This window comes from Chitinophaga vietnamensis (genome assembly GCF_902167635.1).
GTDB classification, from domain to species: domain Bacteria; phylum Bacteroidota; class Bacteroidia; order Chitinophagales; family Chitinophagaceae; genus Chitinophaga; species Chitinophaga vietnamensis.
Map to the genome: position 1 here is coordinate 138232 of NZ_CABHMS010000007.1, position 25660 is coordinate 163891.

Genomic DNA, 25660 nt, shown 5'->3' on the forward strand with positions numbered 1-25660 from the left:
ATTAAATTTTTCTGGCGGTGTTAATAACATTGATTCCATTGAAACGGGCGGTGGAAGAACCGTGTGACACGGCGCTCACCTGCTGTGGCTGGCCTTTTCCATCGAAGAAAGAGCCGCCGAGGCGGTAGTCGCGGGCATCCGCGATCGCTTTGCAACTATTCCAGAACTCCTGTGTGTTGCTCTGGTAAGCTACATCTTTCAGCATGCCTACGATCTCGCCGTTTTTGATCTCGTAGAATATCTGTCCGCCAAACTGGAAATTATAACGTTGCTGATCGATGGAGAAAGAGCCATCGCCGGCGATGAAGATGCCTTTCTCTACATTCTTGATCATCTCCGCAGGCGTGAGTTTGGCGGCGCCGGGTTGCAGCGATACGTTGGGCATGCGCTGGAACTGCACATCCGACCAGCCTTGCGCGTAGCAGCAACCCTGCGAATGATCCAGGCCGATGATGTGCGCCTGATCGCGGATGGCCTGGTAGTTCACCAGTACGCCATTTTTAATGAGGTCCCATTTCTGGGTGCCTACGCCTTCATCGTCGTAGCCTACGGCGCCGAGAGAGCCGGGTTGCAGTTTATCTGCCACGATATTTACGATAGGGCTGCCGAAGTTGAATTTCTTCGATTCCCATTTGTCTAGCGTGAGGAAGCTGGTGCCGGCGAAGTTGGCTTCATAGCCCAGTACGCGGTCCAATTCTGTCGGGTGTCCTACCGATTCATGGATGGTAAGCCACAGGTGCGAAGGATCGAGGATGAGATCATATTTACCGGGTTCTACAGATTTGGCTTTGAGCTTCTGCCCTACCTGTGCGGCGCCCTGGCGGGCATCTTCCAGCATATCATAACGGTCACGGTACAACGTAGTGACGCCTTTGATCTTCTCGGATTCTTTCGGGATGAGGTATTCATAACCGAGGCCGCGGGGTGCGCTGAGCGCACGCCTGGTTTCAAACTTGCCGGTGGCGGCATCGATCTTGGTGATCTGGAAGGTAGGCCAGATGCGGTGTACATCCTGATCGATATAAGAGCCGTCGCTGCTGGCGAAATATTTCTGTTCATTCACCAGGAAGAGATAAGAACCGCAATAGTTAGCGCCGCCTTTGAGGGCTGCATCATTGACAGACAACAGCAGGTCGGCTTTTTCTTTCACGGGTACCTCGAAAGCATTTTTTTCGATAGGCGCTTTCCAGCTCACTTCGCCGTAACCCTTCTGTGGCGCGAGTTGTACGGGGGTGGTAAGCAACCTGGCATTTTCTTTTGCGATGGCCACTGCGAGGGCAGCGGTTTTAGCGATGTTATCACGATCCAGCTGGTCGGTGGCAGCAAAGCCCCAGCTGCCATTGGCGATCACACGGATACCGATACCAAAGGATTCGGTATTCACGATGTTCTCTACCTTGTCTTCCCGGGTGATGATATACTGGTTGAGATACCTGCCAATTCGTACATCCGTGTACGTAGCGCCTTTGCTGCGGGCGGCATTCAGGGCAATATCGGCCATCTCCTTTTTCTTCGAGGTATCTACATTATACCATGGAGTTTCCAAGGGGATCGCCTTTCCGACGATGGGTATCTGCGAAAGCATTCCTGCCCCGATGCCCATGCCGGCGTAATGTAAGAAGTCTCTTCTTTTCATTGCGGCAACTTTTTTGTTGGTTTTTAGAATGACGATTTATACGGCATCCGACAATGATGTGAATGTAAAGTCACGGATTTTCATTGGCGGTATGAGATAGCTTCTGTAAGATTCCACGCTCACGCTTCTTTCTGCCTTGCCCAGGGCTTCTACGTTGTTAAGCATGATCACCGGGCTTTCATTAAATCGGAAATTTTTAACGGGATGTTTGATCTGCCCGTTTTCGATGTAGAAAGTTCCGTCGCGGGTGAGGCCCGTCAGCAGCAGGGTCTGGGCATCCACCAGGCGGATGTACCACAGCCTGGATACAAGTATCCCTTTCTCGGTGCTTTTGATCAGCTCTTCGAGGGAGGCATCACCGCCCTGCATGATGATATTGGAAGGCATGGGCACGGGGGCTACGCCTTTTTTCTCTGCCCAGTAGCGGGAGTACATCAGGTTTTTAACTTTGCCATTCTCGATCCAGTTGATCTTTTCCAGCGCTTGTCCTTCGCGGCTCCAGGTAGACGATGGCAGTTCCGGATGAAAGGGATCGGAGTAGATGGTTACTTTTTCATCCATGAGCTGTTCGCCCAAACGGTTGCCGCCGCCGGGTTTGCTCATGAAGCTGCGACCTTCGTCGGCGCTGCGGGCATCGAGGCCGCGGAACATATTTTCCAGCATGTAGGTAGCGGCTACGGGTTCGAGGATCACGGTGTATTTGCCTGGTTCCAGCGCTTTGGCGGCGGCGGAGCTGTTCGCTTTGGCAGCGGCTATTTTCGTGGCCTCGTAAGTATCCAGTTTGGATACGTCGTTGAAGCCGCGCGCGGCATAGCCTGAGCCGGTGCCGGCGCTGTTGCGGGTGGTGATGGTGAACACCACGCCGGTATCTGCATCGTATGCGAAAAGTCCTTTGGAATTGAGCACGGCATTGAAGGCCGTGGTATTTTCGATAAAGCCGGCGGCTTCAAGGTTGGCGCCTTTGGCCACCTCGATGCTCTTTGCTACAGCATCCGCGCGGTTATCCGGTGTGATAGCGGCGGTAGCCGGCACGAATGCGATGGACTCTTTGAAAGTGGCTGGCCCTAAAAGCGGCATGTATTCCGGGTTTTCGGGGGCGAGCTTCGCGAGTTCTTCGGCGCGTTGCACCACGCGCTGCAGGGCCGCATCGTTAAATTCATTGATGGTGGCGCTGCCGGAGCGTTTGCCAAAGGTAGAGGTAACAGACAGCGTGAGGGTGCTGATATCTCCTGCAGTGGAGATGGCGTTGCGCGCATAGCGGATATTACCGCCTTCCGTGCCACGGAGGCTCACTTCGCATTCGTCTGCTTTAGAGTAAGAAAGCACTTTTTGCAGCAGCGCTTTCGCTTCTTCTTTATGTAGTATAGCCATTGTGCTTGAATCAGATTTTTCTTGCAGTATTGATTACGTTTACACCATTGAAGCGGGTGGTGGCGCTGCCGTGCGATACGGCGTTCGACTGGCCCGGCTGGCCTTTGCCATCATTGAAAGCGCCGCCAAGGCGGTAGTCGCTCTTGTCGGCGATCGCGGTACAACTATTCCAGAACTCCTGTGTATTGGCCTGGTAGGCTACATCTTTGAGCATACCGGTGATTTTTCCGTTCCTGACTTCATAGAATGTTTGTCCGCCGAACTGGAAATTATATCGTTGTTGATCGATGGAGAAAGAGCCGTCGCCGATGATGTAAATGCCTTTCTCTACATTTTTGATCATATCATCTACACTTAATTTTTCTTTTCCGGGTTGCAGGGAGACGTTGGGCATGCGCTGGAACTGCACATCCGCCCAGCTTTGGGCGTAGCAGCAGCCTTGCGAATGTTTCAACCCGATGATATGTGCCTGGTCGCGGATGGCCTGGTAATTAACCAGCACTCCTTCTTTGATGAGGTCCCACTGGCCGCATTTCACGCCTTCATCGTCATAGCCTACCGCGCCAAGGGATCCGGGTTGGAGTTTGTCGGCCACGATGTTCACCAGTTTGCTGCCGAAGTTAAATTTGCCTGATCTCCATTTATCCAGCGTAAGGAAACTGGTGCCGGCGTAGTTGGCTTCATAGCCGAGCACACGGTCCAGCTCTGTGGGGTGCGCCACGGATTCATGGATGGTAAGCCAGAGGTGTGAAGGATCGAGGATGAGATCGTATTTGCCCGGCTCTACTGATTTAGCTTTCAGCTTCTGTTCTACATCCGCGGTGGCGTTCTTCACATCTTCCAGCATATCGTAGCGGTTGCGGTAGCGTGTTACTACACCGCTCACTTTATCCGCGGCGGAGGCAGTGAGGTATTCGTATCCCATGCCTACCGGTGAGCTGAGCGATTTACGTGTTTCGAACTTGCCGGTGCTACGATCTGTTTTCGTGACGGTGAAGGTGGGGAAGATGCGATGAATATCCTGATCGATGTAGGAGCCATCGGTGGAAGCGAAATATTTCTGTTCGTTGACGGCGAGTATCACAGAATTGACGAAGTTAGCGCCGCCTTTGAGGGCTGCGTCATTCACCGACAGGAGCAAGTCTACTTTGTCTTTCACGGGGATGGCGAAGGTATTTTGCAGGATGGGCGTTTTCCACGCTACTTCGCCATAGCCTTCTTGTGGCGCGAGTTGCACGGGATCGGCCTTCACGCGGGAGTTGGCTTTGGCCACTGCTACGGCGCGTTCGGCGGCTTTGGCGATCTCTTCTTTCGTCACGTTGTTGGTGGCGGCGAAGCCCCAGCAGCCATTGGCAATTACGCGGATGCCTACCCCGAAAGATTCTGTGTTGGCAATGTTCTGCACACGATTTTCGCGGGTAACGATGAACTGGTTGAGATAGCGTCCTATGCGAACGTCTGCATAGGTGGCGCCCTTAGCGCGGGCTGCGTTGAGCGCTACATCCGCCAGTTGTTTCTTCACCTTTACGTCGATGCCATCATTCAGAAAACGGGATGGATCAACAGGGTTGCCGAATGCAGCGAATTTCGGCATCATGAGGGCGCCCAGTCCCATTGCGGAAAGCTGGATAAAGTCTTTACGTTTCAATAGAAAGTCCTCCGGTTTAGATTTGATTTAGATTAAGTTGATACGGCAAAGGTTTGCAAACAATACAGCAACACACATAACGGAGATGTGTTCTCATAGCTTCAAACCATTGTCCTAAGCTATATTTTTTTTCTGTTTATTTTAAACCGTTTGTCACAATTTCCGCTCTATCCACAGCCCTGCGCAGGAAAGTACCAGGGCAAGGGCAAAGTACCACAGGGGCAAACGTTTCCGGGCCGCATTGGCAGTGGCGGCAGGCATTTCCGCTTTTTCCGGCATCAATTCCGGCCAATCGCTCGCTTGGTAAATATAGCCATGCGTGGTTTGTCCGGCCACCGTGAAACTTTGCCAGCCGCTTTGCAAGGGCCAGTAGCGGCCCGTCCATACGCCGGGCAGCAACAGGTGCTGTGCGAGGTAAACATTCCCGTTCTTAGTGGCTACCACCGGCGCTGCTACAGTATCTGTGGTGGCGAGGGTAATGGTTACCGGTTCATTTACCCTTGGCAGTTGAGGCGAAAGGGTAATAGCGGCGGGCGTTTCCTCGCTGCGCATAGCGGCGTTGATCAGGGCCGACCAGTAATGGCTATAGGCGCGCTCCTCTCCTGCCAGTTGCCAGGTATAGGTGTTGTTGATATGCGACTGCAAACGTTTTCCTGCTCCTTCCATCGTCATGCTCACGTATATGTTACCGGCGCTGTCTTTCACCAAGGGTACCTTTGTATTGCCGGAACGCCCTGCCAGTGCGGGATCTGCGGCAATGGGCGGTAGCCGTTCGCCACCACTCAGTTGCAGGCTCACGGCGCGACTGCCGGCGCCGGCGCTGTCGCCGCGGATGATAAGGCCCAGGTCGTGCGTACGCGTGTAGGCGTTCACGTTATTCCACTCCGTGGCGGTCAATGCTTGTTTATCGGCGATCACCAGGGCGAACTGGTCGAGCAGGGCGGCATTAACGTCTATCGGTATCGTTTTCCTGTTGAAGAAGCGCGTGGCATATTTTCCTTTCGACACCAAGGTGCGCATGGCTACCTCCTGCTGTCCTTTTCCGAGCCAGTCGGCCAGGAAGCGGTTTTCAAAATCCGGCGATGCGGCGAGGAACAGTATGCCAAAACGCTTTACCGGCAATACTTCCACAGGCACGGGCGCGCTGCGCTTGCCTGCCCTCAGCTCGAATTCGCCTGGCCCCAGGAATGGCGGAAACGTTTGCAGGGAAAAAGTAGTATCTGTTTGTGCAGGTATTTTCAGCGAGTCTTGCGTAAGGCCTGCATAGCGCAGTTGCAGCCATACTGCGGCATTGCTGCCATTGCGGTAACGGCCGCTTATCTGCAAAGGTTTGCCATAAGCGAGGCGCTGTGGCCAGTTGCAGGCGATGAACCCATTTTTCGATGCCTGCTCCGGAGTACGGACATTATTTGCGGGCCTTGTATTTTTTTTGGGAAGATAAACAGGCCATGCTAACATCACGAGACTGCCTACCGCGATGGTGGTGGCTATCAGCCGGAAGAGAAGGCGCCGTTTACCGGGCCGCCGGTATTCCTGCCGCAGCAACACCAGCAGTAGCACTATGCCGGCGCCCATCACGATATCGTTCCAATAGTTCATGTTCCTTTGCGCTGATAAAGGTTTTTCCAATAGTATTGTTGCAGGCGGTTTTGCGGCGTGCGCGTATCCGGCTGCGGCGCAAGCGGCGCCGGCAACATTTTCAAAAGCCCCCGCTGTGCGGCGGCGGCATCCGTCGCACTTTTGCTTTTGCCCTGCACGATGCGCGACAGCGCCTCCATGGCTGGCAGGAAGGCTGCCGGCTCCGCCGCTGCGCGACTGCCGAGCGCCGGCAATGCCTGCTGCAATACGGCCAGCGAAGCCGCATCGTACGGACCTGTATGATCTAACACGGACAAGGCTATACGTAGTATGTGCTTATCGTCTTTTACCTGCATTTCATCTTTCAATACCAACGGGTCTATTTTATCCAGCTCGCCGCTGAGGCGCTTCTCCGGTTTCAGCGGTGTGGTTTTCACGCCTGTTTTAGCAACGTATGCGCGTGACTTCTGTTGCAGGTCCTTGAGCAGGCGCAGGGCTTTGTATTCAAAAGGCAGGGCGTCCTGCGGTTTGAAGAGACGCAATTGCAATTCGGCTTTCCACATTTCATTGAGCGTGGCTTTGAGCTGCTGCTTTACGGCTGGCTCAAAGAAAGATGCATCTTCGGCATTGTCGTGCTTGTCTGTAAACTCGTCCAGTATTTTAGCGGCATTACCGAAATCGCTGGCATCATTTTTTTCCGGCGCATGCTGACCGTGGTCGTGATCGTCTTCTTCCGCTACACGGGAATCGCCTACATTAGATTCCGACTCTTCGCCCAGGAATTTGCCGTAGCGCAGGCGGAGCAGCTTCTGATCTGTGCCGAGGCCATTGCTGCGGTCTTTGAATTTCTCTACCGGCAAACTGTCTCTCTCCCTTATCAATTGTTCTGTTTCAATAATGATCTGCCGCTGGCTGCGGAAATATTCCGGTTTGATGTTAACGCCGTTGGCCACTCCTTCGAGATTGAACAATTGGGCCGTATCTGGCAGGGTAACGATATAAACGTCTGACAGGGTTTGCTGGCGGCGGCTATCGGTAACGGCTATATGAAAATAAAGCTCATCGCCGGGTTGGAGGTGCAATGCGCCGAGGTTGAGCTGACGGCTCAGTTCATAACGCGGCAGGTGGGCATTCAGTGACTGGTCAAATACGAACTGGGTATCGCGGAAGCGTATGGCTTCCCCGCTGCCGCTGGTAATAGTGGCGTGGAGCACGGCATCGCGGATGCCGTAGTCGTCGGCAATGGCGGCTTTCACTGCTACCTTTAATGGCATGCCAAAGTCGATGACGGTATAAGGTTGTGGCGATGAGATCTTCACGGTGGGCGGCTGATCGGGGATCATTTCCAGCTGATAAAATTCGGAGAGATCTTTGTCCAGCTGCACCTGGTAAAAGCCGGGATGTTGCAGCAGGCGTGTAGCCGTCCACGTAGTGCTGTCGGCATCGGGTTGCAGATTAATACGGGTGCTGTCGCTGAAAAGCAATGCCAGCTGCTTCACGGCGTGGTTGGTATGCAGCTCCCAGCGCAGTTGGGCACTATCTTCCGCCCTGATATGAAAAGCGGCCTGTTCGCGGGCAGGTAGTTTCGTATATGCGGGTGGTATGATCCGCACTTTCACCTGCGTGATGCCGGGCAATATTTTTTCGGGGATAGTTGTTTGGTCAGCAGCAGCGGCCCGCTGCTGCCATGATGGCCGCCAGTAGCGGATCGCCGCGCTTGCAACCATGGCTGCCAGTAATACTACGGCAGCACGCAGCAGCGGTTTATAGAAACTGCGGGGTAGCAATAGTTGCTCCATTGGCCCGGTTGTTTTTTCCAGCTGCAAACGTTGCAACATGTTCAACGCTGCCGATGGGAGCAGGTGAAGTGCGGAACTGTCTTCCAGCTGCGGAAACGTTTGATCCAGGTAACGCGCTACCTCTTCCCTTTGCAAAGGTTTGCGCCGGAAAAGATACAGCAGCAAGGCCAGTGCGACTATACTCGCCCATATGCCCCGGGCGCCGAACAGCGACCAGCCGAGCGCCGCTACAGCCAAGGATTGCAGCAGGATGGCCAGCAGTTTGATGATGTTCCAGCGGCGGCGGACGCTTTCTATCTTCGTATATCCTCTTGCGTTATTCATGTGCATCCTCCTTTTTCCGTCTGGCAGACAGATATCTTTCCATGCAAAAAACCAGCAGGAGAAGTATCCAGCAGGGCTGTTCCAGGGAGCTAAGCACCGTGAATGACTTGTTGGTATTACCGGGCTCTTTTTGTGCCGGCATTATTTGGTCCGGCGCTATCTGGCGGCGGTCTTGCAGCAGGGTATCCTGTTCCGGGAAGAAAAGCGGCAGCAGGTATTGCGGAAATACGCTGCTCCAGGGCATTTCAGTCCATGAGGGATGGATATGGGTATATAACGTATAATCGTTTCCGTTAGCAGACAAAAGGGAATTACCGTAGCTGTCGCGCCATAAGGCAGCGCTATCGTTTGCAGGGATATGCGCATTTACGGCGATGTCCGAACCTTGTAAATAAGCGTGGTAATACTGTGGTTTGCCAGGTGCATAGCGCACGGTATGCAAGGCTTTGACACCGGGCGGCAGGGACTTTTCTGACAGCCACCAGAGCCAGTTTGGCGAAGGCGGTAATTGCGCCGCTGCCGTAACCACTTCCACCTGCATGTTCCGCCGGGTGTATTGCTGCAAGGCTTGCAATGCCGCAGCCACATAAGCTGCGTCGGCGTTATTATCTGCGAAGATGCTGATGCGGCAGATGCCGCTATCGCTGCCTGCAGCCGTTTTGCCGGTATAAGTCACACCGGTGGGTGTAGCGGCGCCGGTAATCGTATAAACGCTATCCTTGCTAACAGGATACGTATAGGCGTTCCAGTGAGTAATGGAGTCTGCGGGAGTGTAGGTGCTCCAATGCAGTTGCAGGGCCAGTTCCGGGCGTGCGCCGGAGAAGCGGCTGAGGCGATTGCCGGTAAAGAGGTAAAGCGGCAGGTCGGGCGGCACTTTCTCTTGCAAGAGAGTTAACAGCTGCCAATAGGGTATTTGCGCGGTATCTATGCCTGACAAGGATTGCACATTGGTGCTGCCGAAAGAAGTGTCCCAGTTATGCAAACGATAGCCTGCCTGCAACAGCGAATCTACTGTATGTTGAAAATGAGGATAGGCGCCTTTCTCCACCAGTACCCAGCCGCGTTGTGAGCGGGCATCGATGGATTGCTGCCATACGGGCGCCGACAAGAGCAATGCCAGCAGCAGGATCAGCAGGCAACGCAGCAGTAAGAGCCACCATTCTGAAATACGTGTGCTGCGCGCATGCCGTACAGATGCCGCCTGTAACAGCTGTACGCTGCCTACTTTGAGCACTTTGCCGGGGCGGCGGCGCCACAAATGAATGAACACCGGAACAGCGATCCCGGCAGTCATCAGCATCCATATGGGTTGTAGCAATTGCAGCAATACTTATCTCCTCATTTTATTGCGCTGGTTCAGCACATCGCGCAGGGCGGTATCCAGCGGTTCCTGTAGCCACAGCTGCCTGTACCAGATATTCTTTTCCAGCAGGCGGCTGCGCAAGGCGTTAATATATTGATTGAAATTATTCGTATAGTCTTCCCCGTTAGCGATATTATCTATCGCCATGATCTCTCCTGTCTCCAGGTCTTCCACTGCCTGATACCCGGTAAAATGCCCTTCTCTCTCCTGCCGGCCCAGTAGCTGGAACACCATTACCTCATGGCGTTGCGCTGCCAGTGTTTGCAGCAGCGCGGTGATCTCTCCCTCCCGCTCGTAATAATCGGTAATGAAAATAATCAGCTGGCGTGTATTCGTTCCCGTTATCAGATCACGATAATGTGCGGGCGCGGCAAAGCGTCCACCGGAGCTGATCTGTTCTAACTGGTAGTAGAAGCGGGCCATCTGTTGCGCTTCGCGGCGTGGGTCCATATTGACGAGCTGTCCCTGTTGCAGCACGGACAGTCCGGTGGCATCTCCCTGTAAATGGGAAAGATAGCCCAGGGCAGCCGCAAGGTAGCGGGCATATTCGATCTTCACGATCCCCTCTTCCTGGTGGCGCATGGAGTTGCTCGCATCGATCACCAGGCGTACCGCGATACTTGTTTCCATTTCGGATTCGCGGATATAGTAGCGGTCGGACCGTGCGTACATTTTCCAATCGAGCCAACGTAGGTCATCTCCGGGCTGATAGCTGCGGTACTGGCTGAATTCCAGTCCGGCGCCTTTCATCCTGCTGGTATGGATGCCTGCCATGAAGCCATCCACCACTGTTCTTGCGGCGAGTGGCAGGTCTTTGATGGCCAGTATCGTTTTCGGGTCCAGCAGGCGGCTCATAATGATCAGGATAAGCGGGTGGCAGTTCTTTCGATCTGTTGTAACAAGGTGGCGGTTACCTGGTCGGGCGTTACGCCTTCGGCTTCGGCCCTGAAGTTCATCAGGATGCGATGGCGCAGCACAGGAAAGGCCATTGCTTTAATATCATCTATCGTGACGGTATAACGGCCACGGCACAACGAAAATGCTTTGGCGGTTAGGATGAGCGCTTGTCCGGCACGTGGGCCGGCGCCCCATCTCACCCATTCTTTCACATAGGCGTTGACGGTAGTATCCGGACGGGTGGCACGCACCAGGCGACTTACATAACTGACCAGGTCGGCATCGATGGACACCTCGCGCACAAGTTGTTGCAGCTGGCGGATCTCCTCGCCATCGAGCACAGGCTGTATCACAGTTTGTTGTGTGCCGGTGGTACCTGTGAGGATCGCAGTTTCTTCCTGCTCGGAAGGGTAGCCGATCTTTATGTACAGAAGAAAGCGGTCGAGCTGCGCTTCCGGCAAAGGATAGGTGCCGGATTGCTCTATCGGGTTCTGTGTAGCGAGAATAAAAAATGGCTTGTCGAGCGCATACGTTTGCCCTGCATAAGTCACTTCAAATTCCTGCATCGCCTCCAGCAGGGCCGATTGTGTTTTCGGCGGCGTACGATTGATCTCATCAGCAAGGATGATATTAGCGAAGAGCGGTCCTTTGTTGAATTTGAAAAAACGTTTGCCGGTAGCATGATCTTCTTCCAGCACTTCCGTACCGATGATATCCGTAGGCATGAGATCGGGGGTGAATTGTATGCGGCGGAAAGGCAGGTGCAGCGCTTGCGACAGCGTGCGTACCAGCAATGTTTTGGCCAGCCCCGGCACGCCTTCGAGCAGGCAATGGCCACCCGCCAGCAAGGCTACCAGCACTTCATCCAGCACGGCTTCCTGTCCTACGATCACCTTACGTATCTCTTGTTTCAGCCGCGGCAGTTTGTCCAGCAACTGTTGCAACGTTTTCTCATTAAGCATATAGTAACGCGTTAGCTGTTAGAAAGCTATTGTTTTAAATTTGAAATAAAAAGATGAAATTTAAAAAATAAATTAGATTGACGGTAACAGCCAAGGATAAGCGCATGCAAGGGAACGTATTTACTTTTGTAAGACTAAGATACCGGTCGGGCGACTGGGACACCGATCAGCGGATGCCTTCCAACATCCTCAATTCGCTGATCGAATACACCACTATTCCTGTAGCGCCACAAGAGAAGGTGATCGACCTTGGCAGTGCAGAGATATTTCAGTATCCCTTCTGTTATCTCAGTGGCCATAAGCTCGTACAATTTGATGCGCAGGAAGCCAATAATTTCAAACAATATGTGCTGCGTGGCGGTTTTGTTTTTGTAGACGATTGCAACCATGATATCGACGGGCTTTTTGCCCGCTCCTTTGAAACGCAGATGGCTAGCCTGTTTGGCAAAGGCGCGCTTAAAAAGATACCACAGCACCACCCTATCTATCATTCCTTTTTCCGTTTCGAGCAAGGTCCGCCCAATACCAGCTTTGAACTCAATGGCTGGGGAGATGACCTTGTACATGAATACCTCAAGGCGATTGAGGTGAATGGCCGCATCGGTGTGCTGTACAGCAATAAAGACTATGGCTGCGAATGGGATTATGATTTCAGGAACAAGCGTTTTATGGCAGAGGATAATACGAAGTTCGGGGTGAATATTGTGGTGTATGCGATGCAGTAGGGATGCGGCAGATATGGAGAAAATCATGAACTTTCTCCCGCAATAATGTTTCCGACGCTGTGGTGATATTTACGAGATAATAATGACGGCCGCTGCGAAGCGCATCCCATCTCCATTCCAGCTGACTGATACTTCTGTGAAAACCATTCTCATACCACCAGGCTGTGTATAATCTCTCTTTATTACGTTGTAATATGCCGGTATATACATCTACGCCATCTATATTGTCTTGTTGCATTTGCCTGCATTCAAACCCGCTTCCTTTCCAGCATATCATAGGTTGATGATCCGTAAAATAAAATCCTGGTATAGGTTTGATATAGATGAGCGCCTCCTGGGAATAGAGGCGGGTAATGCCTGTTGTCAACTGTGTGCTTTCATAGCCAGGCAATGAAAACGTTTTCATATTGCTCTTTTCTGTCAGCTTTTTGGGCAGGAGTATTGTGGCCGGCGCCAGGCATAATAGCCACCATTGCCTACTGCGGCGGGCATACGTTTGCGTTACCGGCGGTTTGCCGTAACGATACAGCAGGCATTTTACGAGAAAGGCCATGGGAGCGATGGTATAAATACCCAGCGAAACAAGCCCTACAAACTCATGAGCCATTGTTCCCGGGGGTAATGCAAACATCACTAAAACGATAATCCGGCAAAGATTGGCGACCAGGTCCAGCAACAATACCACGCCGATCAGCGCCAGCAACGGCATCCACGGCAAGCTCCGCTGGCAGCGGCGTTGATAAATCGCTACTGCCATGAGGCAGCAAAGCAGCGAGGTAATGGTCAGCTGTAAACCCATGCAGGCGGGGTCCACCGCAAACTCCCTGTCGCCACGGATGATCAGATTGCCCGCAGTATGTACCTGTGGATCTGTCCAGCTGATCATCTTTCCTGCCACAGCCGTCAACCACAATCTCACCGGAAAGCTGAAAACGTTTGCAGCATATTCCATTACCGGGGCGATGAATAACGCCGCCAGGATCAGGAGTTTGTCTATTCTGCCGAAAAACGTTTCCACAATAAAAAACAGGCCGGTTACCAAGGCTGCATATTGTAAAGTATATACTGGCAGTAGAAAGGCCAGCAGCAAGCATATCGCAGATATCCATCCAAAACGGAAACTGCCGGCGCTTTGCCGCTCAACTCTCCAAACAACAGCCACTGTAAGCATTCCCAATGCAAAGGCGGCGCTCCGCCATTGGAAATAATCCGATAAACGCTGGATCATCATTATAGCGTATAAGACTATCAGCAAGCCGCCTGTAATCATCCGGTAGCGTATATACATTAACGTTATCATGCTTCTTTTTTGATGATCAGTTTGCCATAACGCACATACCCCAGGAAGCACAGCGCTACGATAAATAACGCCCACTCATGCGGCTCCGGTACCGCTCCATGGCCCCGCAGCGCTGCATTCTTCAAACTATTGATGCTTTCGGAAATATTGAAGTGCTCATAGTCCTGCTGCGTTTCCAGTACTATGAGACTCGAAACAGGCGACACCACATTGGCCTGTTGCGCCTCTGCCAACAATGCCGGATCAAAAGCAGGATGATCGTCCGTAGCTTTCGGCCCCAGCTGCTGCATTACATGATTGAAAGCAAACAGCCGGGCCAGGTGGTCGGGCGCCGTACAAGCAGGCAGCGTTGTATCGGCTGTTTGTACAATGCTGATACCGGCGGCAGGTAAAGTAACTTCGGTGGCATTGTCCTGCAACCGAAGGAAAATGCCCTGACTCATTTGTGCAAGCAGGGCGCGCAGATCGCCACTGTCGTATATCAGCGACCTGGTATCCCACAAGGCTGCCAGATAGGGAGAAGGGCGAGCGGCCAGGTCGAATACCCGCACCCGGCGCTGCGAGAAGAAAGCGCGGACATCGTTGCGGAATTGCGATGAATCCAGGTCACTCAGCTGTGGAGCATATTTCCCCGAACTGGTGATCACCAGCGACTTTTCAGGCGAAAGCAATAACTGGAAAGGGAATAAAGAGAAACGGTTACGGTGCAGTTCATCGAACAACTGCTGCTTGTTATCGGCGCTGATCAGTGTTTTGCCTTTTACCGGATGGAAAACATACGCCGGCTTTTTGCCCAGGGCCTGCAATAGTGTTGTATATGCTGCATATGTCCAGTTGTTACTGATATCAAGATAAACTTCATCCGGGATGAAATGTTCGAAGGCAGGTTGGTAAGACAAGATACTATAACGTTGACCACTAAACGTAAAAGTGCCGCGTGGTGGTTTCTCGTTGCTGAAACGCAGCTCCCAGTCATTACTATAACTACCACTGTAGTCAATTTCATTATTGGTGCGGCCGAAACCGTAAGGCAGGCTTATATATTGCGGAGTGGAGGCCAGCATCACTTTTACCCGTTCCGGTGCGCCGTGCCAGTCGGGGCCTTCAAACCAGCCTGGTTGGTATACAAGCTGGTTATTATCCAACTGTAAGGGCGAGGTGATACCGATCCTGAACTTGCGTTCTGCTTCTCCACGTGTAACAGGGAATACCCGCAATGTAACACGGTTGCCTTCCTGCCAATGCACGACGGCCGGATCACGCCTCTCTCTCCGTACTATCTGCGTGTAAGCCTTAACAGCGGTATCTTTTGTGGTGAGCAAGGCTTTCTCCTCCTTGCCATTGATCCACAGGGAAAGCGATGTGACGGTCGCGCCGGGAGGAAGATAAAATGTATAGAGCGCTTCTCCCGTATTGCTCCAGCCTTCGCTGTTATTTCTTACACTGATCGTGCGTTCCGTATAAGCCACATGCTGGTCGGGCCACACCTCCGCACGGGTTTGTACGTCAGTGGTGTGCAAGCCGTCGCCGCTCCACAATTGCTCAGTAGCTTGATGGCGCTTGTCGTACATTACTTCCAGCAAACGGATACGGTCTTCTTCATTGATAATGGAGCGGCCGCCAAAAAATGCGGCGATCATTAATAAAGGATCATGCATCCGTTTTTCGTTGTAGCGTTTTGGCACCCAATCCAGTTCGCCAAAATCAGCTACCGGTGCGCTATAAGTAATACCGCATTTCAGCACCAGCTCCGCCATGCGGCCGCTTGGCATACGTTGCGCCACCGGCACCCAGGCTGGTACGCTCATTTGTTGATTGTTGACTGGCATGGAATAAATGCGTTCCATCCCGTTCTTGTCGATCACGTAACCAATGGAAAATATGCCCGTCCATAACGCTGCGGCCGCGATCGTACCCAAACAGGCATAGCGGCAATATTTATCTCTCCATATAAATCTTTTTATCGCCACTACATTCAACCACAGATAAAAAAGAGGACAAAAGGTAACAATTGAAAAAAGGAAAAGGATACAGCCAATTACACTGAGCGGGTACAAGGGGAGCAAGAAGATAGAGAGATAGCACAACAAGCTAACCGATAATCCAGTAACAATACTCAGTAGTATCCTTATCCATTGAGGCCACTGCCCCGAAAAGGGCAACAGGATGGCATTTACACAGATGAGTACATTCATAATGGTAAACCAGGGTACCGGCGTGTCAAACACTTTCATCTCCCTGTTCATCAACCATGCGTCGATCATCAACATGCCCAGCAATAATGACAGGTGAGTAATTCCACCTCTCCCTCTTCGCCATTTACCAGATGCCAGATAGATGACAAGGTAAATACCAGTGAAGATATGTACCGCAAGGAAGAGAGAAAATTCATCGCTGACAATAACGCCGGTGCAGAACACGCCGAACGCCATCAGCAGCAAACCAAGGCCTATCCACCAGATGCTGTCCGGCTTTGAAACAGTGCTTTCCATGATACAGGGTTTAGAACAGCACAAAACTATAAAATAAAAAGTACTTTGCAATACAAAGTATATTTTATTTTTTGGAGTAGATAAGCAGAACAGAAAGAAAAAATAACTCCCCTCCCCCTACTACCATTCATCAAAAATATTATCTTTCGTCCGAGAATATGAAAAACGTGTAGCTATTATCACCATTTGCTCAATCGATTTAGTTCTAACGAAAAACCAACACCTACCAGCGATTCATTCCAGTCAACACACACACTTTCATTCACCTTTTATCTATTTCCTTATGAGGCTATCACTCTTTTACAGAAAAGGCTTGCTGCTGCTCACGCTATTATTTGCAGCCACCGCCGCCTTCGCCCAGAAGACCATCACCGGCAAGGTCACCAGTGCTGATGATGGTAACGGACTACCGGGCGTAACTGTCACCGCAGCTGGCACCGGGGCCGGCACCAGCACCGATGCCAAAGGCGCCTTCAGCATCAAAGTACCGGAAACCGCCACCAACCTGTCTTTCACCTATGTGGGCTATCAGGCGCAAACCATCGCCATCAACGGCCAGCAGGTGATCAATGTATCCTTACAGGCCAGCACTAAAGGTCTTGGCGAAGTAGTGGTAGTAGGCTATGGCGTGCAGAACAAACGCGACGTAACCGGTACCATCTCGTCTGTAAAAGGCAGCGATATCAAAAACCTGCCCGTAAGTGATGCCGCACAGGCCATTCAGGGCCGCGTAAGCGGCGTAGACATCGTCCGCTCCGACGGCTCTCCCGGCACTACCCCCAGTATTCGTATACGCGGTACCGGTACCATCAACAATTCCGAACCACTCGTGATCATCGACGGCGTGCCCGCCAGCGGCATCAGTGACGTAAGCCCGAATGATATCGCCTCCATGGAGATACTCAAAGATGCCTCCTCTTCCGCCATCTACGGTACCCGCGCCGCCAACGGCGTAGTGATCATCACCACTAAAAAAGGTACCTATGGCGAAAAGCTCAAAGCCACCGTGAACGTATATCGCGGCGTTTCCAATACCGTCCGCTATGTAGACCTGCTCACCGCACCCGACCTGGCCATGCTCAAACGCGAACGCTATACTAACGATGGCGTGCCCGTAGATCCGCTCTGGCAGGACCCTTACTACAGCACGCAACGCACCGACTGGCAACGTGCCCTGCTCCGCAGCGGCAGCGTTACCAACGCAGATGCCAGCTTGCGCGGTGGCAACGCCCGCTCCAACTATATGTTCAGCGCAGGATATTATGATGAGAAAGGATTGATCGTTAACACCTATTTCAAAAGATACTCTGTGCGCATCAACTCAGAACACAAGCTGGGCAAGCGTTTCAAGATAGGAGAAAACCTGCAGCTCACCTACCGCGAAAACAACGGCTTCGATACCTACTCTTCGCAAACAGGCCTTATCTTCAGCGCGCTGCGCTTCAACCCTGCCATCCCGGTACATAATCCTGATGGCAGCTGGGGCTCTTCCAAAGCCAGCAATGAACTCGGCGATATCAACAACCCGGTGTATACCGCTGAAACGTCTGATGGCTGGATCAAAAACTACCGCATGCTCGGCAACGTATATGCCGAACTTGAGATCATCGACGGCCTCACCCTGCGTGGCAACTACGCCTATGATGGCAGCATCATCAACCAATATAGCTGGAGCCCTAAAGTGCTCGACCAGACCCGCACCCGCGACCATGCCGAACTCTGGAACCGCAGCGAAACCAATGGCTCGCAGCTCGAAGAGGTTTTCCTCACCTACAACAAAATACTGGCACAGAAACATCATATCACCGTTACCGGCGGTTACTCTCAGCAAACTTTCAATGGCTATTTCTTCCGTGCCGACCGTTGGGGCTTCAACGATGAATCGCCCGACCAGCGCGTACTTAGCAATGGTAATGATATCCACGACGCCACCGGCAACTTCAATCCTGCCAGCGCCATCGCATCAGGATTTGTAAGAGGCTTCTATGGCTATAAAGATAAATACCTCCTCACCCTCACCTTCCGTGCAGACGGCTCCTCCCGCTTCCCGCCGGATAAACGCTGGGGCTATTTCCCCGCTTTCTCCGCAGGGTGGCGCGTTTCAGACGAAGACTTCTTCCGCAATAATGTGAAATTTGTAAGCAACCTGAAGATCACCGGTGGATGGGGACAGCTGGGTAATCAGAATGTGGCCGATTTCCAATTCCTCGCGCCAGTGAATAAAGATCGCCGCTATGCTTTCGGTGATAACCCTTACACCGGCGTGTGGAATGCCCGTCTCGCCAATCCCGCCATCACCTGGGAGAAAGCAGAGATGACCAACATCAGCGTTGAAGCGGGCTTCTTCCAGAATAAACTCAATGCCACTGTTACCTGGTTCAACAAAAATACCACCGACATGCTGGTACCCGCGCCAGAACTGGATCTGCACGGCACCGCCGATATCCCCGACCGGAACATCGGCGCACTGAATAACAAAGGATGGGAAGTGGAACTGAGCTACAATGGCGGCAATGGCGATTTCCATTACAACATCGGCGCCAATGCTTCCTTCATCAAAAACCGCGTTACACGCTTGTATGAAGCGGGCAGCTATATCTCTTCTTCATTGTATGGCCGCCAGGGACAAGAGATATCACGCACCTACGAAGGCCAGCCCATCGCTTCTTTCTATGGCTGGAAAACCGATGGCATCTATCAAACACAGGCTGATATCGACAAAGATCCCAACATCGCGAAAGACCCGAACAAAGGCAGCATCAAGCCTGGCGACGTGCGTTTCCTGGATACAAATGGGGATGGCGTGATCGATGAAAAAGACCGCGTGTACCTCGGCGATCCCAACCCGAAAATGGTGTACGGCATACAGGCAGGCGCCAGCTGGAAAGGCTTCGACCTTAGTCTGTCTTTCGCAGGCGTAAGCGGCGTAAAACTTTTCAATGCCGACAAAATGCAAGGCATGGATGCTAACTATCCATATAACCTTTATGCAGACGCCCTTCAACGTTGGCATGGCCCCGGCACCAGCAACACCGTGCCGCGCATGACGCTCGGCAATGCCAACCAGAATAACCGCACCTCCGACCGCTTCGTTGAAAACGGCAACTATTTCACGCTGCGCAATGTGGCGCTGGGATACACCATCCCCGCGAAAGTATGGGGCCACTCCGGCATCTCCGATATTCGTGTATACGTGGCTGCACAAAATCTCTTCATCCTCACCCACTACAGCGGATTGACGCCAGAACTGGGTTTCAGCGGCAACGGTTCCAGCGGTACCAGCGACGGCAACCGCCAACGCGGCGTGGATGTAGCGGCCTACCCGCAAGCCAGGACTTTCACCTTCGGTGCTACTCTCAACTTCTAAACATCAAACCATGCAAAGGATAAAACTATCTCATATATTATTGCTCGCAGCACTGTCACTGTCTGCCTGCAAAAGCGTGCTGGACGTACAACCCAAAGGTAACTACACCACCGGCAACTACTGGCGTAACCAGAGCGATGCCGTCGACGGCATCACCGGCATCTACAACGTTTTACTGGAAGAAGATTATACCGGCTTCAACGAATTTGTATTCGATAACTGCTCGGACGACCAGGTAAGAGGTGGCGACCACGATTACGATGCGGTGATAGAAGATTTCACCTACGACCCTTCTACCTACAGCGTAAGAGTGGGATGGAGATGGAAATATGAGACGATCAACCGCGCCAACAATGCCCTGATGTACATTCCGAAGATCACAGACATCGACCCCGCCATCAAGAGCCGCTGCCTGGGCGAAGCGCATTTCTTCCGCGCCTTCTCCTACTGGCGCCTGCTGCTGATCTATGGCGAAGCGCCGATGATCACGGAAGATGATGTAGCGAAAGGCAATTATAATAAACCGAAAGTAAACGCAGATACTTTACGTGCACAGATAGAGCGCGACCTGCTCGCTGCCGCCGACCTGCTGCCTGAAAGCTATGGCAGCGCCGACAAAGGCCGCGTGAGCAAAGGTACCGCCTGGGGCTTCCTCTGTAAATTATATATGAACTGGGAAAAGCTCGATAAAGCAATAGCATTCGGCTCCAAAGTAATTAGCAATCCTAACTATGCATTAGCGGCCAATTATGCAGATAATTTCAGTCCGGCCACCGGCAACAATTCAGAGATGCTCTTTGCCGTGCAAACGCTGGATGGCGGCGGCTATTCCGACTTCATCACCTATCATGCGCCCCGTAAATGGAACGGTTGGAGCTTCTTCTACCCTACCAAAGGGCTGGTAGATGAATTTGAAACCGGCGATCCGCGCAAAGATGTCTGCATCATGAAGCCTGGCGACAAGATAGACATCGGCACCGAGATCGCTACCTATACTGCCGATCTCTCCTGGTCGGGCTATCACTATAAGAAGTTCTGTTCCTGGAAACCTTCCGGTGGTCTTAACTACTCACTGAAAACGCCGCTGCTCCGTTCCGCCGATATCTACCTGCTGGTAGCGGAGGCCAAGATCCGCACGGGTGGCCCGGGCGCTGGCGATGCCGAGATCAGGGCCGTACGCCGCCGCGCCTCCGCCGCATTACCGGATATCAAAGGCGCCGATATGAAAGCGCTCATGCACGAACGCCGCGTAGAGCTCTGTGGCGAAAATGAACGCCACCAGGACCTCCTCCGCTGGGACAAGGCCAAACTGATCGATATTGTATCGCTGTATAATCAGCCCAAACTCGATTACGCCGGCAACGTCATCACGCGGGGCGGCGCTCCGCGCACCTTTGCCCGGCCTAAAAACTACTATTTCCCCATACCTCAACAGGAAATAGACCGAAGCAAAGGGGTGATCATCCAGAATCCAAATTTCAAATAACAGCAAGAGGCGGGCTAGCCCCGCCTCTTTTTTTGTTATCTTTCAGGCGGAGAATACCACGCAATGAAAGTATTACAGTTTACGATACCTGTAGCGCATGACAAAACGATCATTACGCAGAAAGACCAGCTGCCCTATTTCTACCCGCACCTGCACCGGCATGAAGAGATTCAGCTCACCTGGGTACAGCGCGGCGAAGGCACGCTGATCGTGGAAAATAACATGCATACCTTCCGGCCTGATGAAATCTACTGGATCGGCAGCAATCAGCCGCATGTATTCAAAAGCAGCGACACCGCTACCAACGTCAAAAATAAAAAGAACGCCGAAGCCCTCACCGTATTCTTCAACCCGGAAGGCAAGCTGAAACCCTTGCTGGACCTGCCCGAATTTAAAAAGGTACGATCCCTGATAGAACAATGCCGCAATGGCTGCAAGATTCCCGCAGCCCATGCCGCCGCCGTAGCCGCACATATGCGCAAGATCCACACTACACAAGGTATTGCGCAGTTCCTCGCCTTCACAGAGCTGTTGCACCGTTTCCTGACCATGAAAGATCTGCAACCCCTGATCACCGGCTCCAAACTGGCCGTCACCAATGAACAGGAAGGTATCCGCATCGGCGCGATCTATAACTATATCATGCAGCACTTCGACAATGAGATACGCCTGGAAGATATTGCCCGCGAAGCCCATATGACGCCCCAGGCCTTCTGCCGCTATTTCAAAAAGCACACGCGCCTCACTTTTGTCTCCTTCCTGAACGAAGTACGCGTAAACGAAGCCTGCAAAGCCCTCACCAATGGCTCTTTCGACAGCATCGCCGATGTAGCCTACCGCTGCGGCTTCAATAGCATCGCCAACTTCAACCGCGTATTCAAAAGCGTCACCGGAAAGGCCCCGCGGAGTTACGCGAAGGATTTAGCGTAGGTTGTCTTGCTCAGGATTATAAATGATTGAAAGGATTAGCAGGATTTTTTTTACAGGATTAATAAAGATTGAAGGAGATTGATGGGGAGATCTTTTCGACGATAGCTCTTGAAGCGCCCAAAGCGCTTCAAGAGGTGGAACCTCGTTGATCTTCCCGCCAATCTCCTTCAATCTTTATTAATCCCGTAAAAAAATCCTGCTAATCCTTTCAATCATTTATAATCCTGAGCAAGACAACCTTCGCGTGCTACTTCACACTAAACCTGTACACTGTTGTTTGTGTGTATGTTTCGCCGGGTTTGAGGATGACATTTGGAAAAGTAGGCTGGTTGGGAGAGTCCGGGAAATGCTGTGTTTCGAGGCAAAGGCCTGCATGTTGCGGGTATTTGCGGTTACCGGTGTGGGTGAGGGTACCATCAAGGAAGTTACCGGAATAGAACTGGATGCCGGGTTCTGTGGTGAGCACTTCCATGAAACGCCCGCTGCCAGGATGATAGAGGGTGGCTGCTGTTTCGAGGGCGCCTGCTTTTTTATCAAGGACCCAGTTGTGATCGAAGCCGCCTTTTACTTTGTCGATGTCGGCGCCCACTTTTTTGGCGGTGGTGAAGTCCATCGGCGTGCCTTTCACGGGGAGCTGGCGGCCGTCGGGAATGAGTTTGTCGTTAACGGGCGTGTATTTGCTGGCATTGAGTTGCAGCTCATGACCGAGGATGGTGCTATCGCTGCCGGCAGAGAGATTGAAATAACTGTGATTGGTGAGATTCACCGGTGTGGGTTTGTCGGCAGTAGCTTTGTAGGCGATCTGCAGGGCATTGTCGGGAGTGAGCGTGTACACTACCGTTGCCTGCAAGGCGCCAGGGTAGCCTTCTTCACCGTCTTTGCTGGTGTAGGAAAGCGTGAGGCTGCTGTCGCCACGCAGGGTGGCGTTCCAGATCACTTTATCGAAACCTTTAAGACCGCCATGCAGCGTGTTGCCGTGGTCGTTAGGCGCGAGTTTGTATTCTTTGCCATCCAGTTTGAAGGCGGCGTTGGCGATGCGGTTGGCATAACGGCCGATGAGGGCGCCGAAGTAAGGCTGTCCTTTCTGCTGGTAGCCGGCCAGTGTGTCGTAGTTGAGCACCACATTGCCTTTGTTGCCATTTTTATCGGCGGTAATGATATCGGTGACGATGCCGCCATAGTTCAATATTTTTACGATGGTGCCTTGCTGGTTTTGCAGGGTGTATTGCAATACTTCCTGCCCGTCTGTTTCGCCATAGTGGCGCGGATTGGCGGTGGTGGTCATGGTCGTGTCTTTCGTGTTTTCCGTCGAAGTGGAGTGGTTGTTACAGGAACCCAGCACTGCGGCGCCGGTTACAAAGAGAGCAGCTATTGCCCTGGTTTTCATTTCCATAACGTATACTATTTTGGTATTTAACGATCGATGAATATAGGCAATTTTCTGCTTTCAGATCAAAAGCGGAAAACATCCCTATACTTCTTGCGATCGATGCGGTAGTAGAAGGCGCCTTTCCGTGATCCTTCCATGTCTTTATCATTGAGTTTTACGAGCAGGCCGGAGGCGAGCATCTTGCGGCTGAAGTTCCCTTTGTCGAGGGCGGTATCATACACGCTTTCGTATAGTTGTTGCAGTTGTGGCATGGTGAAGCGGGTGGGCAGCAGTTCCATGAGCAGCGGTTGTATGGCCGCTTTGAGTCGCAGCTGTGTGATGGCTGTTTGCACCATTTCGTTGTGATCGAAGATCAGTTCCGGGTGATGATGTATGGAGAACCATTCTGCATGGAAATCGGTGCGCAGCGGCTGTTGGTATTTGCGGATATCTATCAATGCAAAATATGCCAGCGATACGGTGCGCTCTACGCTATCGCGGCCAGGGGCGCTGAACAGCTGCAATTGTTCCATGTAGATGTCATCGAGGCCGCTCAGGTCTTTGAGCACGCGGGCGGCGGCATCATCGGCGCTTTCTTCTTCCTGCACGAAACCGCCCATCAGGCTCCAGCGGCCTTTGCAGGGCTCGAAGCCGCGCCTGATGAGCAGCACTTTCAGATCCTGGCCATCGAAGCCAAAGAGGATACAATCTACAGCGAGTAACAATCTTGTCTGGTGGGCATATCTTTTCATAACCTGGTTGTGTTTACTGCAGCTCCAGCACTACTACAGAAAATGGAGGCAGTTTTACCTGTATGCTGCTTCCCAAGGTAACATCTTTAAAGGAAGCAGGCTTGATCCTGTCAGGTTTCGCAAAGGTATTATAATCCTGCAATTTTGCAGCGCGAAGTATGCGGCCGCTCACTTTATGGTACTGCTGGCCGCCGGTGTTGATGCTGATCTCCTGCGGGCGGCTGGCATCGATATTCACCAGCGAGATATGTGTGATGCCTGCTTTGTTCTTTGAAGCGGATACGGAAACGGCCGGCAGCGATTCTCCCTGGTACGTGTATACGTTTACGTTAGCCTGTACGGGTATCAGGGTGGCGTCCTGGTGCACATTGTACATCTCCATCACATGATAGGTAGGCGTCAGCAGCATGGAATCGCCTTTGGTGAGGATCACGGATTGCAGCACATTTATGGCTTGTGCGAGGTTGGCCATCCGCACGCGGTCGGCGTGGTTATTGAAGATGTTGAGGGTAACGCCGGCGATCATGGCGTCGCGCATGGTGTTTTGCTGGTACAGGAAACCCGGGTTGGTACCGGCTTCCACATTATACCATCCTCCCCACTCATCTACCACCAGCGCTATTTTCTTCCCTGGGTCATATTTATCCATGATGGCGGAATGCTTGTTGATCAGCTCTTCCATGCGCAGTGCCGATTGCATGGTACGGAAATATTCCTGCTCGGAATAGTTGACGGCATCGCTTTTATTGTCCCAGTTGATTACGGCATAGTGATGCAGCGCGATACCTTCCAGCATATGATGCGGGATGTTCTTCATGAGCACTTCTGTCCAGTTATAATCGGAAGAGTTGGCGCCGGAGGCAATGCGGAAAAGCTTTCCGCCGGCGGGCGCCGCGCTCATGAAGGTGGCGTATTTGCGGTACACGTCCGCGTAGTATTCGGGGCGCATGTTGCCGCCACAGCCCCAGGCTTCGTTGCCTACGCCCCAGAAATGTACTTTCCAGGCATCTTTACGGCCATTTTTCTCCCGAAGCTGCGACATCGGGCTTTGACCGCTGAAGTTCACGTACTGTACCCAGTCGGCCAGCTCCTGCACGGTGCCGCTGCCTACATTGCCCGCCAGGTAAGGCTCTGCGCCGAGGCGCTCGCACATGTCGAGGAAGTCGTGGGTGCCGAAACTATTATTCTCTGTAACGCCGCCCCACCAGGCGTTTACAATAGCGGGCCGCTTGTCTTTCGGACCGATGCCATCTTTCCAGTGATAGGTATCGGCAAAGCAGCCACCTGGCCAGCGCAGGTTAGGTATCTTCAGATTGCGCAATGCGGCGATCACATCATTGCGTACGCCGGCGGTATTGGGAATATGCGCGGTGTCGCCTACGTAAAAGCCGCCATAGATGCAGTGTCCGAGGTGCTCGGCAAAATGTCCGTAGATGTTACGGCTGATCACCGGCGCTGCGGCGTCCTGACGGAGAGAAACAGTATTTTGCGCAGCCGTGCGCTGTGTCAGTAACAACAGGCACATGAGCGCCTGTATCAAAAAACGTGGTTGTTGCATAACGGGAATGTATATCTCTCCCAAAAAAAAGAAATAATTGTCATTTATACAATTAAAATCTTTCGAAACGGATTAATTTGTTTTGGAAAACGAGGCATTCGCC

At 52.4% G+C, this 25660-nt stretch carries 17 protein-coding genes; 4 read left to right on the forward strand and 13 right to left on the reverse strand.

Going from position 1 to position 25660, the window contains the following annotated elements; translation table 11 throughout:
• Window position 1: 1 nt before the first annotated feature.
• The 8 genes from FPG75_RS19260 to FPG75_RS19295 all read right to left on the reverse strand — a co-directional run bounded on the left by FPG75_RS19260 (window position 2) and on the right by FPG75_RS19295 (window position 11578).
• On the reverse strand, window positions 2-1636 hold the full coding sequence (locus FPG75_RS19260) for a TldD/PmbA family protein (RefSeq protein ID WP_143308918.1): 1635 nt from the start codon (window positions 1634-1636) through the stop codon (window positions 2-4).
• Between the two features lie 36 nt (window positions 1637-1672).
• Window positions 1673-3007, reverse strand: coding sequence for a TldD/PmbA family protein (locus FPG75_RS19265; RefSeq protein ID WP_143308920.1), 1335 nt, complete (start codon window positions 3005-3007; stop codon window positions 1673-1675).
• A 10-nt stretch (window positions 3008-3017) separates the two neighbouring features.
• A complete protein-coding gene (locus FPG75_RS19270; RefSeq protein WP_143308922.1) occupies window positions 3018-4655 on the reverse strand; it encodes a TldD/PmbA family protein in 1638 nt (545 codons plus the stop codon).
• A 153-nt stretch (window positions 4656-4808) separates the two neighbouring features.
• Window positions 4809-6254 carry a hypothetical protein gene (locus FPG75_RS19275; protein ID WP_143308924.1) on the reverse strand — a complete coding sequence of 482 codons (1446 nt, stop codon included), beginning with the start codon at window positions 6252-6254 and terminating at the stop codon, window positions 4809-4811.
• Complete coding sequence (locus FPG75_RS19280; RefSeq protein ID WP_143308926.1) at window positions 6251-8356, reverse strand: DUF4175 domain-containing protein; 2106 nt, start codon at window positions 8354-8356, stop codon at window positions 6251-6253. The genes FPG75_RS19275 and FPG75_RS19280 overlap by 4 nt, the downstream gene beginning before the upstream one ends.
• On the reverse strand, window positions 8349-9683 hold the full coding sequence (locus tag FPG75_RS19285; protein WP_317130754.1) for a BatA domain-containing protein: 1335 nt from the start codon (window positions 9681-9683) through the stop codon (window positions 8349-8351). The genes FPG75_RS19280 and FPG75_RS19285 overlap by 8 nt, the downstream gene beginning before the upstream one ends.
• Before the next feature lie 3 nt (window positions 9684-9686).
• Window positions 9687-10574: a DUF58 domain-containing protein gene (locus FPG75_RS19290; RefSeq protein ID WP_201747987.1), complete on the reverse strand. Its 888-nt coding sequence runs from the start codon at window positions 10572-10574 to the stop codon at window positions 9687-9689.
• Window positions 10575-10579: 5 nt separating this feature from the next.
• Window positions 10580-11578, reverse strand: a complete 999-nt coding sequence (locus FPG75_RS19295) for an AAA family ATPase (RefSeq protein ID WP_143308930.1) — start codon at window positions 11576-11578, stop codon at window positions 10580-10582.
• 77 nt (window positions 11579-11655) lie between these two features.
• Here FPG75_RS19295 and FPG75_RS19300 point away from each other — a divergent pair, with 77 nt between their 5' ends.
• Window positions 11656-12303, forward strand: coding sequence for a DUF4159 domain-containing protein (locus tag FPG75_RS19300; RefSeq protein WP_201747988.1), 648 nt, complete (start codon window positions 11656-11658; stop codon window positions 12301-12303).
• On the opposite strand, the gene xrtN is transcribed toward FPG75_RS19300, so the two are convergent.
• A complete protein-coding gene (gene xrtN, locus FPG75_RS19305) occupies window positions 12245-13603 on the reverse strand; it encodes an exosortase N (RefSeq protein WP_143308932.1) in 1359 nt (452 codons plus the stop codon). The genes FPG75_RS19300 and xrtN overlap by 59 nt on opposite strands.
• Window positions 13600-16095 (reverse strand): XrtN system VIT domain-containing protein, encoded by a 2496-nt coding sequence (locus tag FPG75_RS19310; protein ID WP_143308934.1) that lies wholly within the window; start codon window positions 16093-16095, stop codon window positions 13600-13602. The genes xrtN and FPG75_RS19310 overlap by 4 nt, the downstream gene beginning before the upstream one ends.
• 283 nt (window positions 16096-16378) lie before the next feature.
• On the opposite strand from FPG75_RS19310, the gene FPG75_RS19315 reads away from it, so the two are divergent.
• The 3 genes from FPG75_RS19315 (at window position 16379) to FPG75_RS19325 (ending at window position 21878) form a co-directional block, all read left to right on the forward strand.
• Window positions 16379-19462, forward strand: coding sequence for a SusC/RagA family TonB-linked outer membrane protein (locus FPG75_RS19315; RefSeq protein WP_143308936.1), 3084 nt, complete (start codon window positions 16379-16381; stop codon window positions 19460-19462).
• Window positions 19463-19472: 10 nt separating this feature from the next.
• Window positions 19473-20948: a RagB/SusD family nutrient uptake outer membrane protein gene (locus FPG75_RS19320; protein WP_143308938.1), complete on the forward strand. Its 1476-nt coding sequence runs from the start codon at window positions 19473-19475 to the stop codon at window positions 20946-20948.
• Between the two features lie 63 nt (window positions 20949-21011).
• The gene (locus FPG75_RS19325) at window positions 21012-21878 is read left to right on the forward strand and encodes an AraC family transcriptional regulator (protein ID WP_143308940.1); all 867 of its coding nucleotides are present in this window, start codon (window positions 21012-21014) and stop codon (window positions 21876-21878) included.
• 247 nt (window positions 21879-22125) lie between these two features.
• Here the strand turns inward: FPG75_RS19325 and FPG75_RS19330 are convergent, their stop codons facing one another.
• Genes FPG75_RS19330 through FPG75_RS19340 form a run of 3 tightly spaced genes read right to left on the reverse strand, consistent with a single transcriptional unit; the run spans window position 22126 to window position 25557 of the window.
• Complete coding sequence (locus FPG75_RS19330) at window positions 22126-23271, reverse strand: aldose epimerase family protein (RefSeq protein ID WP_236652840.1); 1146 nt, start codon at window positions 23269-23271, stop codon at window positions 22126-22128.
• Window positions 23272-23330: 59 nt separating this feature from the next.
• Entirely contained in the window at window positions 23331-23999 is a 669-nt protein-coding gene (locus FPG75_RS19335; protein ID WP_143308942.1) for an NUDIX hydrolase, read from the reverse strand.
• Between the two features lie 13 nt (window positions 24000-24012).
• The gene (locus FPG75_RS19340) at window positions 24013-25557 is read right to left on the reverse strand and encodes an alpha-N-arabinofuranosidase (RefSeq protein ID WP_143308944.1); all 1545 of its coding nucleotides are present in this window, start codon (window positions 25555-25557) and stop codon (window positions 24013-24015) included.
• Between the last annotated feature and the right edge of the window lie 103 nt (window positions 25558-25660).

Excerpts from the sequence above, each read along its gene's own strand:
- FPG75_RS19260 (WP_143308918.1), bottom strand. The coding sequence starts at position 1,636 with ATGAAAAGAAGAGACTTCTTACATTACGCCGGCATGGGCATCGGGGCA.
- xrtN (WP_143308932.1), bottom strand. The coding sequence starts at position 13,603 with ATGATAACGTTAATGTATATACGCTACCGGATGATTACAGGCGGCTTG.
- FPG75_RS19275 (WP_143308924.1), bottom strand. The coding sequence starts at position 6,254 with ATGAACTATTGGAACGATATCGTGATGGGCGCCGGCATAGTGCTACTG.
- FPG75_RS19340 (WP_143308944.1), bottom strand. The coding sequence starts at position 25,557 with ATGCAACAACCACGTTTTTTGATACAGGCGCTCATGTGCCTGTTGTTA.
- FPG75_RS19330 (WP_236652840.1), bottom strand. The coding sequence starts at position 23,271 with ATGGAAATGAAAACCAGGGCAATAGCTGCTCTCTTTGTAACCGGCGCC.
- FPG75_RS19295 (WP_143308930.1), bottom strand. The coding sequence starts at position 11,578 with ATGCTTAATGAGAAAACGTTGCAACAGTTGCTGGACAAACTGCCGCGG.
- FPG75_RS19325 (WP_143308940.1), top strand. The coding sequence starts at position 21,012 with ATGAAAGTATTACAGTTTACGATACCTGTAGCGCATGACAAAACGATC.
- FPG75_RS19320 (WP_143308938.1), top strand. The coding sequence starts at position 19,473 with ATGCAAAGGATAAAACTATCTCATATATTATTGCTCGCAGCACTGTCA.
- FPG75_RS19315 (WP_143308936.1), top strand. The coding sequence starts at position 16,379 with ATGAGGCTATCACTCTTTTACAGAAAAGGCTTGCTGCTGCTCACGCTA.
- FPG75_RS19310 (WP_143308934.1), bottom strand. The coding sequence starts at position 16,095 with ATGGAAAGCACTGTTTCAAAGCCGGACAGCATCTGGTGGATAGGCCTT.
- FPG75_RS19335 (WP_143308942.1), bottom strand. The coding sequence starts at position 23,999 with ATGAAAAGATATGCCCACCAGACAAGATTGTTACTCGCTGTAGATTGT.
- FPG75_RS19265 (WP_143308920.1), bottom strand. The coding sequence starts at position 3,007 with ATGGCTATACTACATAAAGAAGAAGCGAAAGCGCTGCTGCAAAAAGTG.
- FPG75_RS19290 (WP_201747987.1), bottom strand. The coding sequence starts at position 10,574 with ATGAGCCGCCTGCTGGACCCGAAAACGATACTGGCCATCAAAGACCTG.
- FPG75_RS19280 (WP_143308926.1), bottom strand. The coding sequence starts at position 8,356 with ATGAATAACGCAAGAGGATATACGAAGATAGAAAGCGTCCGCCGCCGC.